We start from the raw sequence: 12,219 nt of genomic DNA, 5'->3' as shown, positions 1-12,219 counted from the left end.
TTCCCGCTGCGCGCATCGCTTTCGTTGATCGACACCATGACACCGAATCAACCGTTTCTCGCGTCCCAGCGCGATGTGCTGCTGCTGCTTGCCCGGATCCTGCTCGTGATCCTGTTCATCATGTTCGGCTGGAAGAAGATCGTCGACTTCCCCGGTACCATCGCGTTCATGGGTTCGGAAGGCGCGCCCGCGCCGATCATGTCCGCCGCGATCTCCGTCGTGATGGAGCTGTTCGTCGGGATCGCGATCCTGGTCGGCTTCCAGACGCGCGCGCTCGCGCTGCTGCTGGCGCTCTATACGATCGGCACCGGCATCATCGGCCACCACTTCTGGAATATGACGGGCGGTGAGCAGATCAACAACATGATTCATTTCTACAAGAACATCGCGATCGCCGGCGGCCTGCTCGCGCTTTGCGCGGCAGGCCCCGGGCGTTTTTCGATCGATCGCGGATAAACGGACCCGCGGCGCGCGCATGGGGCACGCGCTGGTAGGTCGAGACTCCGAGGGGGCTTCATTTTGCGACTCAAACATTTCGCATGGCTGATCGCGGCCGCCACGCCGGCGGCCGGTTTTGCACAGACGAGCGTGACGCTGTACGGCCGCGTCGACGGCGGCATCGAATACCTGAACCACATCGCGAAGCCGAACGGCGGCAGCGCGAGCCGCTGGAGCGCCGAAAGCGGCGACTGGGGCACCAGCATGTTCGGGCTGAAGGGCATCGAGGATCTCGGCGGCGGGCTGTCGACGGTCTTCGACCTGGAAACCGCGTTCCAGGTGATGAACGGCCAGACGGGCGGCGGGCGCATGTGGTCGCGGCGCGCGTATGTCGGGCTGAAGAGCAACACGTGGGGCCAGCTGCAGGCCGGCCGCAACCTGTTCATCGACAGCGACGGCGTGTGGGAATTCGACCCGTTCGTGCAGCAGGCGTTTTCGTCGGCCTCGCTCGTGCGCGGCCGCAACTGGCAGCAGACCAGCAACAACATCGAGTATCACAGCCCGGTGATCGGTGGTTTCGACGTGCAGGCGCAATACGCGTTCGGCAACCAGTCACGCGGCTTCAACTACGGTGCGGCCGACGATTTCGGCCGCTCGGACGGGATCATGATCTCGTACCACTCGCCGCTGCTCGACGTGCGTGGCATCTACGACGAACTGCGCGACAACAACGGCAAGTTCAGCAACATCTTCACCGCGTCGCGCGAATATTTCGTCGGCGCGAACGTGAAGGTGTCGAAGTTCAAGATCCAGGGCGCGTATACGCATTACCAGGCGCCGGACAGCCCGGCCGGCGTGGCCGATCGTGCCGATCACTACTGGCTCGGCGCGACCTACACCGCGACGCCGCAGTGGGCCGTGACGGGCGGCGGGTATTACGTGAAGGTGGGCGACGGCGGCGGCGATGCGTCGCACGATCCGTCGGGGCACGCGATCATGTATGTGCTCGGCACGACGTACAACCTGTCGAAGCGCACGTTCCTGTATGGCACGGTCGCGTATGTGCGCAACGGCGGGAATTCGAACTTCTCGCTGCTCGCGACGCCGCGTGATGCGACGTCGGGCACGAGCCCGATGACGGGCGAGTCGCAGACGGGGGCGTATGTGGGGATGATGCATACGTTCTGAGTAACGCGGCGACGCGACTTGCACCCAACGCACGGGCAGTGACCACCCGTGCGTTGTTGCGTTTACGGCGTGTGATCGGTATCGATCAGAACATGCAGGTATCGGTCGTCGTCAGCGTTGCAAACGGCCCACCAAGCGTCGCATTGTGATGCGCGACGATCCGCTCGGCCGGCAGTGCCGGCGTGTCCATGCAGGTGTGCGCGTCGGTCACGAGTACCGCGCGAAAACCATGCTCGGCAGCCGCGCGGCACACCGTGTCGATACAGTACTGGGTCTTCATTCCCGCGATGACGATCTCGCCGATGCCGGCCTCGCGCAACCATTCGGCGAGCCGCGTGCCCGCGAAGCTGCTCGACTGGGCCTTGTCGAACACGATGTCGCGCGTGGTATCGATCGCGAGTTCGGGCACCAATGCGGTCAACGGAGAACCGGGCGCAATCGGCGAACCGGCGGGCCCGGTGTGACGCACGGCGAAAACCGGTGCACCGGATTCATGCGCTCGACCGATCAACCGGTTGATGTTCGCGAGCACGCGTTCGCCGTCGTACGGACGCTCGGGGCCGTGAAACAGGCCGACCTGCATGTCGACGACGAGCAGGGCGCGTTTCGGGGAAGAGACTTCGGGCATGGCGTTTCTCCTGAGTGACCGATGCGGACGGAGAAACGACAAGACCCCGTCCGGAACCGGCGGGGCCTGTGAGGGATGGCGCTACGACCTTGCGCGCACTCGCCGCACGAGCCCGCCGAAGGCGGTCGTGCGCGTCGTGGTCGAGGTGGTGGTCGTGACATAGCGCATGGAGCGATCATGCACGATGCGCACGCATCACGTCAATCGCGCATCGTGTATCGGCCACCGGTCAGTCAAGTGCCTTCCCGGCCTTCTCATCCATGCAGCGCACGGCGAGCAGCGTCATCGCGCCGCAACCGATCGCATACCATGCAGGCGCATTCGGATTGCCGGTCGCCGCGATCAGCCACGTGACGAAGAACTGCGCGAAGCCGCCGAAGATCGCAACGCCGACGCTGTACACGAGCGCGCCGCCGGTCGCGCGCACCGCGCGCGGGAACAGTTCGCCGAGCATCGCGCCCGTCGCGCCGATGTTGATCGCATGCACGATCGACAACGCGGCGATGATCGACAGCAGCGACGCGGCGCCGGGCCAGCGGTTCAGCGCAATGAACGCCGGGTAGATCGCGGCCATCAGCACGATGCGCGTCCACCAGACGATCCGGTTGCGCCCGTACATGTCGGACAGGTGGCCGCCGATCGGCGTCACGAGCATCAGGATCGCGCCGGCGACGCAGCCGGCCGTCATCGACAGCCAGGTCGGCAGGTGCAGCACCTGCACGCCGTAGATCGCCATGTAGAACACGATGATGTAGTGGATCGACGTGCCGCCGATCGTCACGCCGAGACCCGCGAACACGGCCTTGCCGTGATGGCGAAGCACGTCCGCGAGCGGCAGCGACGCGACGGGTTCATCGTGCGCGGCAGCGGGTGCGGCGGCCGGCACTTCCTCGACGGTCTTGCGCAGCCAATAGCCGATCGGCACGAACAGCGTGCCGATGATGAACGGTACGCGCCAGCCCCAGCTTTCGAGCTGCGCGGCATTCAGCGTCGACGTCAGCGCGACGCCGGTCAGCGCACCGGCGAGCGCGGCGAGCCCCTGGCTCGAGAACTGGAACGATGCGTAGAAGCCGCGACGATGCTGCGGCGCCTGTTCGAGCAGCAACGTCGTCGATGCGCCGACTTCACCGCCCGACGCGAACCCTTGCAGCAGGCGCGCGAGCACGAGCAGCAGCGGCGCGGCGAGGCCGATCTGTGCGAAGGTCGGTGCCACCGCGATCGTCGCGGTGCCGAGCGCCATCAGCAGCAGCGTGAGAATCATCGCCTTCTTGCGGCCGGCGCGGTCGGCATACATGCCGATCACGAGCCCGCCGAGCGGGCGCGTGACGAAGCCGACGCCGAAGCTCGCAACCGCGAGCATCAATTGCCCGAACGACGAATGCACGGGAAAGAACAGCTTGCCGATGAGGATCGCGAAAAAGCTGTAGACCGTGAAGTCGTAGAACTCGAGCGCGTTGCCGACGGCGGCGGCCGCGATCAGCCGGCGTTTCTTCGCGGCGGCGCGTGCATCGACCGGCGTGCCGGCGAGCGAAAGGGCGGACGTTTCCATGTGGGACTCCCCGGGTGGGCGCGAAACGATGGGATGAAGGGCCGTCAGGCCGCGAGCCAGGCTTCGGCGATGCGAACCCAGTAGCTTGCGCCGATCGCAAGGATGTCATCGTTGAAGTCGTAGCCGGGGTTGTGCACCATGCAGCCGCCCTTGCTGCCGATCCCATTGCCGATGAACGCGTAGCAGCCGGGGCGCGCTTCGAGCATGAACGCGAAATCCTCGCTGCCCATCAACGGCGCGGCGTCGGTTTCGACGCGTTCGGCGCCGAGCATCCGGCGCGCGATGTCGGCCGCGAATTCAGTCGGCTCCGCATGATTGACGAGCACCGGGTAGCCGTAGTCGTAGTCGACTTCCGCCGTGACGCCGAAGCTTTCCGCCTGGCCTTTCGCGAGCGCTTCGATGCGGCGCGCGAGCAGCGCGCGCACGTCGGCGTTGAGCGCGCGCACCGACAGTTTCATCGTGACGGTTTCGGGAATGATGTTGAACGTCTCGCCGGCCTGCACGCTGCCGACCGTGATGACGGCCGCATGCTGCGCATCGACCTCGCGCGCGACGATCGTCTGCAGTGCAACCATGATGCTGCCCGCGGCCGACATCGGATCGCGCGCGAAATGCGGCATCGCGCCGTGGCCGCCGACGCCGCGCAGCGTGATCGTCACGCGGTCGGCCGACGCCATCGCGGCGCCGGTGCGAAAGGCCATGTCGCCGGCGGCGCGGCCCGGCATGTTGTGGATCGCGAAGATCGCGTCGCACGGAAAGCGGTCGAACAGGCCGTCGTCCATCATCGCCTTCGCGCCGCCGAAGTTTTCCTCGGCCGGCTGGAAGATCAGGTTCAGCGTGCCGGAGAACTGGCGCGTGGCCGCGAGGTGGCGCGCCGCGCACAGCAGCATCGCGGTGTGGCCGTCGTGGCCGCACGCATGCATCTTGTTCGCATGGCGGCTCGCGTAGGGCAGGCCCGTGGCTTCCGCGAGCGGCAAGGCATCCATGTCGGCGCGCAGCCCGACCGTACGCGTACCTTGCCCTTCGCGCAGCACGCCGACCACGCCCGTCTTGCCGATGCCGCGATGCACTTCATACCCCCAGCCGGTGAGCAACTCGGCGACCAGATCGCTCGTGAGCGTTTCCTCGAACGCGAGCTCGGGGTGAGCGTGGATGCGGCGGCGCACTTCGACCAGCTCGGGTGCGATCGCGGCGATACCGGGGATGACGGGGTTCACGGCTTGCAGCATGGTGTCTCCTGTGGGGCAGGTGGAGCGTTTGGCGCACATATGACGAGCAAGGATATAAATTTCTTTTGTCTACCAGAAGCTGATAAATTGCTTTGGTGCTCACCACAGGTTGCCGCTCGGGAATACCCTGAGCCGCCTTATGCCGCGCAGCACAGGGTTTCCACGGATCACGTCTCGCCGCCATGAAATACCATCAGCTGAAAGCGTTCGTCACCGTCGCGGAAGAGGGGAGCATTCGCGCGGCCGCGCGGCGCCTGAACGTGTCGCCGGCAGCGCTGACGAAAGCGGTCAAGGAGCTGGAGATCGCGCTCGGCGTATCGCTCGTCGTGCGCACCGCGCGCGGCGTGCAACTCACCGCGTTCGGCCAGCAGTTGCAGGTGCGCGCGCGGCTGATCGTCGCGGAAATGCAGCGCGCCCGCGACGACATCGAGCAGGCACAGGGCGCGATGACGGGCTCCGTCGCGGCGGCGATCACGCCGGCCGCCGCGGTGACGATCCTGCCCGATGCGTTTCGCGCGTTCCGGCGCCGCTTCCCGGTGGCGCGCGTCAACCTGATCGAAGGGTTTCCGGGCGTCGCGCTGCCGCGTCTGCACGACGGCTCGCTCGATTTCGCGGTGGCCGTCGTCGTGCCCGAACTGCTGGCCGCCGAATTCGATCACGCGGAACTCTATGCGAGCCGTTCGCTGATCGTCGCCCGCAAGGGGCATCCGCTCGCGTCGGCCACGTCGCTCGCCGATCTCGTCGAGGCCGACTGGCTGATGAACCCGTCGCCGGAAAGCTCGACGCAGGTGCTGTTCAATTCGTTCGTCGCCTACGGGCTGCCGGTGCCGGCGCGCGTCGTCGAATGCCCGAGCTTCGGGCTCGCGCACAGCCTGATGACCGGTTGCGACCTGATCGCGTCGATGCCCGAGCAACTGCTGCAGGGCGAATGGGCGCGCGACCAGCTCGCGGTGCTGCCGATCCGCGAGCGCCTGCCGGGCGTCTCCGTGCAGGTCATCACGCGTCGCGACAGCCCGCTGACGCCGGCCGCGGCGATGCTGCTCGATTGCCTGCGCGATTCCGCGCGACGCAAGGGGCTGCGATGAACCGGTGCCTGCGGTTGGCGACTGTCATTGCATCGGTATCCTGAGGATTGGGCGTGCGGCGGTGCCGTCGTCTGGCGGGCATGCGGCTTGCGCGGCGGCCACGCCATTCCGGCGCATGCCGCGCGAGCCGGTATCATAGCGGCCGGCCCGCCGCTCCGGCCGGCCTCCAACAACATCGCCATCCGGCATCCAGCAATCAGAGGCATTTCATGACCAGTGCAACCCAATTCGACAACGTATCGGTCGTCAAGCGCGCGAACGTCTATTTCGACGGCAAGTGCGTGTCGCATACCGTGCTCTTCCCGGACGGCACGCGCAAGACGCTCGGCGTGATCCTGCCGTGCGCGCTCAACTTCGGTACGGACGCCCCCGAATTGATGGAAGTGCAGGCCGGCCAGTGCCGCGTGAAGCTCGACGGCAGCAGCGAATGGCAGACCTACGGCGCCGGCGAATCGTTCTCGGTGCCGGGCAAGAGCCGCTTCGACATCGAAGTGCTCGAGACGCTCGATTACGTCTGCAGCTACCTGTAACACGCTCCGCGCAGCAAAAGAAAAGCCCCGCCGAAGCGGGGCTTGTCGCAAGCGGATGGCGCCAAGGCCATCCGGAGCGCCTGTTCTCGTTACAGGCAGGCGTTGATGTCGCCGGCCGACGATGCATCGCCACCGCGGAAACCCACCCAGGTTTTCGCATTGGCGGCGTTGGCCGGGCGCACGATGGCCGCGGCGCCATTCGGCGGCTGCTGGCCCGGCGCATAGACGGCCATCGCGAGGCCGTTCGCGAGTTCGTACTGCGATGTCACTTGTTGCTGCGACTTGTCGGCCCAGGTCTTGGCGATGCACTGCGCAACCTGGTCGGCGGGTTTCTGGCTTTGCCCCACGTTTTGGAGGGCAGAATCGGCTGCATGAGCAGAAAATGCCACGGTCAATGCGATGAGCGGTAAGTATTTCGCGTTCACGTTATCTCCCTCGAGTCGTGATTGATTGAGTGGGATGCGCAGCAGGACTGCGTAACAGTGAGATTGCATCGGACGAGCACGGTTCCGGCTATTCCGAAACAAGTTGTTAACGCGCTTGCCAAACGAAGGCTCCGATGCAGTGCACTTTGCTGCGGCACGGCATGCATCGTGTGCGGCACGACGTCATGCGCCGCGTGGCCGGCGCGCTGCCCTGTCGTGTGGTGACGTGACGGCCGCGGCGAGCGGCATGTGTCTGCATGCCGTGCCGCGACTCTTTATTGGATCGCGAAGTGGAATGGCTGATTGATGGCCCCGTCGCATGAGCACCATGATGACAAACTTTCGTCCGCCGAATTGTTAACCAACTTTAAACGCGGGAAGCGGCGGAATGCGATGCCGCACGTGAGTGGTGTGCCGCTTCGCGCGGAAGAGGTGGCGCGAGCGGGGTGTGCGCAGCGAGGGTGGCGCGCTGCGCGGTGGATCAGCCGGCCTTGCGCGTGCCGATGTCGCGCAGGTTGGCCGGAACGATCGGGCGGAAGCGCTCGCGCTTCTGTTCGTCGTCGAAGTGCTGGCGCGCCGGCTTGATCAGGTCGCTGCGCGATACGATGCCGGTGATGCGCATCGATTGCTCGTCGGCGACGACGGGCAGGCGCTCGAGTCCGAGCATCGCGAGCCGCGACGCGACGACGCGGCACGTTTCGTGCGCGTGGGCGACTGCGGGCGCGCACTCGACAGCACGAATGCGGCCAGCGTGCCGAGCAGGCCGATCCCGGCGGCAAGCAACGCGATCCTGGGCAGGCGGTCGTTGGTCGCGAAATCGCGTTTGTGTGATCCGTTCATCGGCGTGGAAAATGCGAGGGTCAGTAGTCGATCTGGGGAACCTGGAACGCGTCCTTGAGCGACTTCAGCTCGGCGCGATGCATGGCCGCGAGGCGGGCGAGCAGCGTCTCGCCGGCCGGCTCGAGGTGGACCTCGACCTGCCGGCGATCCGCTTCGCTCGTCTTGCGCTTCACGAGGCCAAGCCCTTCGCAGCGCGTGACCAGCGCAACGACGCCGTGATGCTGCGCCTGCAGGCGTTCCGCGAGTTCGCCGATGGTTGCCCATTCGCGATGCGGATAACCCTTGATGTGCAGCAGCAGCAGGTATTGCAGCGGCGTCACGCCTTCGCTTTGCGCGGCGCGCTCGGAGAAGCGCTCGAAGCGGCGCATCTGGTAGCGGAATTCGGACAGTTGCTGGAAATCGCTTTTCGCCAGCGCGCGTCGGGTATCGTTCATCGAGGGCGGTCGGACAGTCAGTTTCGGTAGCGGTAAATATATCACAAGATGATATAAATGGCCGAATCTTGGCGGATTCGATCCATTCTGCGTCGCGCAGGCCGTGCGTGGCGTTACGTGCGCGGCCTGCGCTACGCCGCCTCGAGCATTTGCGTCTGCCGATAAAGGCCCGTGACGAGATCCGTCTGGGTAATGATCCCGACGAGCCGGTGCGATGCATCGACGACTGGAAGGTGGTGGTGGCCCGAATGCGTCAACAGCGCGACGAGCGCGGTGATCGGCATCGTTTCCGGCGCGCACGCGACGTCGCGCGTCATCACGGCCGCGACGCTCGCCGGCTGGCCGCCGAACGCTTGCGGCAGCCGCGCGGACAGGCGTTGCCACAGCGGGGTCGGACGGCGCAGCTGGCGCGTGAGGTCGGCGCGCGTGACGATGCCGGTCAGGCGGCCTTCGCCGTCGACGACGGGCAGCGCCTTCACGCGGTGGCGGTCGAGCAGCGTGAGCGCGGCCGTCACCGACGTCGACGGCGCGACTTCGATGGCGTTCTTCGTCATCAGGTCGGCGCACGAGAGCTGGCCGAACGTGCGCGTATACGCCTGCATCTCGGTTTCGCGCAGCAGGGCTTCGAGATCGTCCGGATCGACGTCGAGCCATTCGCTGCGGCGCTTCAGCACCGCGTCGAGGTCGCCGCGCGTGAAACCGCCTCGCGTGGGTGTGGCGCCGCCTGCTTGCAGTTTCGCTTCAGGACGCACGCCGCCGTGCGGGTAGCGGTGCCCGGTCAGTGCGTGATACGCAAGCGCGGCCGACAGCAGGATGGCCGATTGCAGCGCGATCGGCTCCAGCACGAAGCTGAATCCGAGCGCATGGATCGCCGGGCCGCCGACCACGGCCGTGAGCGCGACGGCGCCCGACGGCGGGTGCACGCAGCGCAGCACGAACATGCCGCCGATCGCGCACGCGATCGCGACCGCGGCAGCCGTGACCGGATCCGCGATCCATTGGGCGCACGCGACACCGACCGTCGCGGCGACGAGATTGCCGCCGATGATCGGCCACGGCTGCGCGAGCGGGCTTGCCGGCACGGCGAACAGCAGCACGGCCGACGCGCCCATTGGCGCGACGAGCAGCGGCACGAGGCCCGGCACGCCGGGCAGCCGCCGCATCGTCACGCCGACCGCCGCGATGCCGACGAGCGCGCCCGTGCACGAGCGCAGGCGCTCACGCCAGCCCAGCGACATCGGATGGGGAACGAAGCTATGCAGCCATTGCCGCAACGTGCGGCGCGACGGAGGGGAGCCTGACGACATGGACGGTAAGCGGAAAAAGTGACGGCGCGGATGCGCGCAGCGACGAGCGGCGAATTATATCGCGTTGTGATATAAATTGCCGCGCTGCATCAAGCGGTTGTCCGTGAGCGACGCGCGTTGCTTGCAAAAACCTTTCGCGGGATGAGAGCTTGCGGGCCGGGGAGCCGCGCAAATTTGTCTGCGGCGGCGTACAATTCGGGCCACTGAATCCCCCGTCATGCCAGAACCACGTACGCGATGCCCGCTCTCCCGCCTTTCTCCCGGCACGGTGATCGATTCGACGTGGTTCGCGGCTGCGTTCCGTTCCTCACCTGACGCGAGCGCTGCCGACGCCTCCCCACTGACTTTCCCCAAGCCAATTCAATGGACATGCTCGAAAACATGCGCCTGTTCGTGCGCGTTGTCGAAGCCGGCAGTTTTACTGCGGTCGCGAAGGAAATCGACGCGACCACCGCGCAGGTGTCGCGCGCGGTATCGAACCTCGAAGCGCACGTGCAGACGCGGCTGCTGCATCGCACGACGCGCCATCTCGGCCTTACCGAAAGCGGCGAACGCTATTTCGAGCGCGCGAAATCGATCCTCGCGGAAATCGACTACGCGAACGCGGAGGCGCGCAACGCGCTGCTGCGGCCGAGCGGCAAGATGCGCATCCATGCGATGACGGGGCTCGGGCAGAGCCATGTCGTGTCGTCGATCGTGCGCTACCAGGAGGACAACCCCGACGTGTCGGTCGAGCTGACGCTCGCGCAGCGGATGCCGAATCTCGTCGAAGAGGGCTATGACGTATCGATCGTGACGGCGTCGCAACTGCCCGATTCGGGCTATGTCGCGCAGACCTGCGGCACGAGTTGCAGCGTGCTCGTCGCGTCGCGCGAATACCTGGCGCGCCACGGCACGCCGCAGTCGCCCGACGAATTGCCGAACCACGTGTGCCTGCGCCTCGATACGCCCGCATCGCCGGCCGGCGAATGGCGGCTCGAGCGCAGCGATGGCGAGGAGGCCGTCTACGAGCTGCAGCCCGCGCCGTTCCAGGTCAACGTGCCGGACGCGCTGTGCGTCGCGGTGCGCGCCGGGCGCGGGATCGCGTGCGTCGCGCTGTATACGGTGCTCGATGACATCCGCGAAGGGCGGCTGATCCGCGTGCTGCCCGAGTATCGGCTGCAGACGGTGAGCGTGTATGCCGTCTACGCGACGCGCCGTTATCTCGACGCGAAGATCCGCACGTTCCTCGACCACCTGCGCACGACGCTCACGCCCGCGCTGGAGAGCGACCTGCGCGAACTCGACCGGCTGACGACCGAACAGACGCGGGGCGGCCGCAAGCGCGCGTGACGATTCGCGCGGGCATGCTTCGCGCGAACCGCACGTGCCGCGGCGAGGTTCATGCGCGCGGCGCGATGCGAATCCGTTCGAAGCGACCCGCGAGCCATCCGTAGGCGGCAATGCCGAGCAGCCCGTGCGCGGCGACGAACCATAATGCGCCGGCGAACGAGCCCGTGCTGGCGACGAAGTAGCCGATCACGAGCGGCGTGACGATCCCGGCGATGTTGCCGAGGCCGTTGAACACGCCGCGGCTCAGTCCGACCATCCCTTCCGGCGCCGTGTCGGCGAGCACGGCCCAGCCGACCGCCGCGAGCCCCTTGCCGAAGAATGCGATCGTCATCGGCGCGATCACGCGCTGCCGGACGTCGACATCGAATTGCGCGAGAGGGTGTCGACCGTGCAGATCGATGCGCTGGCGTCGCGGATGCTCGACGCGGGCTTCGTGCGCCAGCGTGCCGCGCGCCAGCCGCTCGAATACCGGCTCGTGCCGCGCGAGCCGATGCTCGTTGCGGTCGCGCAAGGCGCGTCGCTTGCCTCGTACGAGCGCATCGGCCCCGACGATCTCGAGCGGCAGCCGTTCATCGCGTATTCGCCGAACGAAGGGAAATACTTCCACGACCTGATCTCGGGCCTGTTCGCGAACGCGGGGCGGCTGCCGAACTCCCTGCACTCCGTCGGGCAGACGCATACGGTCCTCGGCCTCGTGCGCGCGGGGCTCGGTGCCGCGCGCGTGCCGGCGTCGGCGCGCGAACTGCATGTCGACGGCGTGATGTTCCGGCCGCTGGCGGGCGCCGACGTGGCGGCCGAGCGGTATCTCGCGTGGCGAGCGGACAACGACAATCCGGCGCTGCCGGTGTTCAACGCGATGGTCGAGCGGTTTCTGGCGCAGGAGCAGGGCGGCGCGGTAACGGCATAAGCGCGGAATCCGTCGGTGCGATGTGACAAGCTTTCAACCCGGAAGCTTGCGCAAGCGATGCCAAGCAATCCTGACCGAGCACGACCAGTCGCAGTCCTGCGAATCCTTACCGCGTTGAAAGCTGCTTCGCTACCGGTGTTCCAAAGGAGGAACGCAGCAGTTCGCTGCACTGCGACAACTGCTTGACGCTGCATGCCGGTCGGCGCACGATACGTCCGTGCATTTGGAGCGGGACGCGCCGGCCGCGCGGTTCCCGCACCCGCGATACACAAAAGAACAACGATGAGCCTTTACGCACTCGTACCGGAATACCGGCCCCGCGTTTGT

At 66.5% G+C, this 12,219-nt stretch carries 11 protein-coding genes and 3 pseudogenes; 6 read left to right on the top strand and 8 right to left on the bottom strand.

Going from position 1 to position 12,219, the window contains the following annotated elements; translation table 11 throughout:
* Window positions 1–36 precede the first annotated feature (36 nt).
* Together HWX36_RS20070 and HWX36_RS20065 are read left to right on the top strand one after the other, a co-directional pair.
* The gene (locus tag HWX36_RS20070; protein WP_175953959.1) at window positions 37–456 is read left to right on the top strand and encodes a DoxX family protein; all 420 of its coding nucleotides are present in this window, start codon (window positions 37–39) and stop codon (window positions 454–456) included.
* A 63-nt stretch (window positions 457–519) separates the two neighbouring features.
* Window positions 520–1,626 (top strand): porin, encoded by a 1,107-nt coding sequence (locus tag HWX36_RS20065; protein ID WP_175953958.1) that lies wholly within the window; start codon window positions 520–522, stop codon window positions 1,624–1,626.
* 85 nt (window positions 1,627–1,711) lie between these two features.
* On the opposite strand, the gene HWX36_RS20060 is transcribed toward HWX36_RS20065, so the two are convergent.
* The 3 genes from HWX36_RS20060 to HWX36_RS20050 all read right to left on the bottom strand — a co-directional run bounded on the left by HWX36_RS20060 (window position 1,712) and on the right by HWX36_RS20050 (window position 5,032).
* A complete protein-coding gene (locus HWX36_RS20060) occupies window positions 1,712–2,254 on the bottom strand; it encodes a cysteine hydrolase family protein (RefSeq protein WP_175953956.1) in 543 nt (180 codons plus the stop codon).
* Between the two features lie 229 nt (window positions 2,255–2,483).
* A complete protein-coding gene (locus tag HWX36_RS20055; protein ID WP_175953955.1) occupies window positions 2,484–3,803 on the bottom strand; it encodes an MFS transporter in 1,320 nt (439 codons plus the stop codon).
* A 44-nt stretch (window positions 3,804–3,847) separates the two neighbouring features.
* Window positions 3,848–5,032, bottom strand: a complete 1,185-nt coding sequence (locus HWX36_RS20050) for a M20 aminoacylase family protein (protein ID WP_175953953.1) — start codon at window positions 5,030–5,032, stop codon at window positions 3,848–3,850.
* Window positions 5,033–5,214: 182 nt separating this feature from the next.
* On the opposite strand from HWX36_RS20050, the gene HWX36_RS20045 reads away from it, so the two are divergent.
* Both HWX36_RS20045 and HWX36_RS20040 read left to right on the top strand, forming a co-directional pair.
* Window positions 5,215–6,117, top strand: coding sequence for a LysR substrate-binding domain-containing protein (locus HWX36_RS20045; protein ID WP_174918575.1), 903 nt, complete (start codon window positions 5,215–5,217; stop codon window positions 6,115–6,117).
* A 209-nt stretch (window positions 6,118–6,326) separates the two neighbouring features.
* Window positions 6,327–6,647: a pyrimidine/purine nucleoside phosphorylase gene (locus HWX36_RS20040; protein WP_014899073.1), complete on the top strand. Its 321-nt coding sequence runs from the start codon at window positions 6,327–6,329 to the stop codon at window positions 6,645–6,647.
* An 89-nt stretch (window positions 6,648–6,736) separates the two neighbouring features.
* Here HWX36_RS20040 and HWX36_RS20035 read toward each other — a convergent pair whose 3' ends face one another.
* From HWX36_RS20035 to HWX36_RS20020, 4 genes and pseudogenes are all read right to left on the bottom strand, one after another.
* The gene (locus tag HWX36_RS20035) at window positions 6,737–7,072 is read right to left on the bottom strand and encodes a hypothetical protein (protein WP_081436670.1); all 336 of its coding nucleotides are present in this window, start codon (window positions 7,070–7,072) and stop codon (window positions 6,737–6,739) included.
* 481 nt (window positions 7,073–7,553) lie between these two features.
* Window positions 7,554–7,793, bottom strand: a pseudogene (locus HWX36_RS20030) (CBS domain-containing protein); the annotation flags it as partial.
* Between the two features lie 139 nt (window positions 7,794–7,932).
* Window positions 7,933–8,346, bottom strand: a complete 414-nt coding sequence (locus HWX36_RS20025; RefSeq protein ID WP_175953951.1) for a helix-turn-helix domain-containing protein — start codon at window positions 8,344–8,346, stop codon at window positions 7,933–7,935.
* Between the two features lie 131 nt (window positions 8,347–8,477).
* Window positions 8,478–9,653, bottom strand: coding sequence for an HPP family protein (locus HWX36_RS20020; RefSeq protein ID WP_175953949.1), 1,176 nt, complete (start codon window positions 9,651–9,653; stop codon window positions 8,478–8,480).
* Between the two features lie 363 nt (window positions 9,654–10,016).
* On the opposite strand from HWX36_RS20020, the gene HWX36_RS20015 reads away from it, so the two are divergent.
* Window positions 10,017–10,985 carry a LysR family transcriptional regulator gene (locus HWX36_RS20015; RefSeq protein WP_175953947.1) on the top strand — a complete coding sequence of 323 codons (969 nt, stop codon included), beginning with the start codon at window positions 10,017–10,019 and terminating at the stop codon, window positions 10,983–10,985.
* 49 nt (window positions 10,986–11,034) lie between these two features.
* Here the strand turns inward: HWX36_RS20015 and HWX36_RS20010 are convergent.
* Window positions 11,035–11,328 (bottom strand): annotated as a pseudogene (locus tag HWX36_RS20010) (MFS transporter); the annotation flags it as partial.
* Between HWX36_RS20010 and HWX36_RS20005 the strand changes: the two are divergent.
* Window positions 11,326–11,892 (top strand): annotated as a pseudogene (locus HWX36_RS20005) (LysR substrate-binding domain-containing protein); the annotation flags it as partial. The pseudogenes HWX36_RS20010 and HWX36_RS20005 sit on opposite strands and share 3 nt — an antisense overlap.
* Window positions 11,893–12,219 lie beyond the last annotated feature (327 nt).

This window comes from Burkholderia sp. BCC0405 (assembly GCF_902833075.1).
Lineage (GTDB): Bacteria > Pseudomonadota > Gammaproteobacteria > Burkholderiales > Burkholderiaceae > Burkholderia.
Note: the sequence above shows the minus strand (reverse complement) of the source record. Positions and strands in the feature narration are given on the sequence as shown.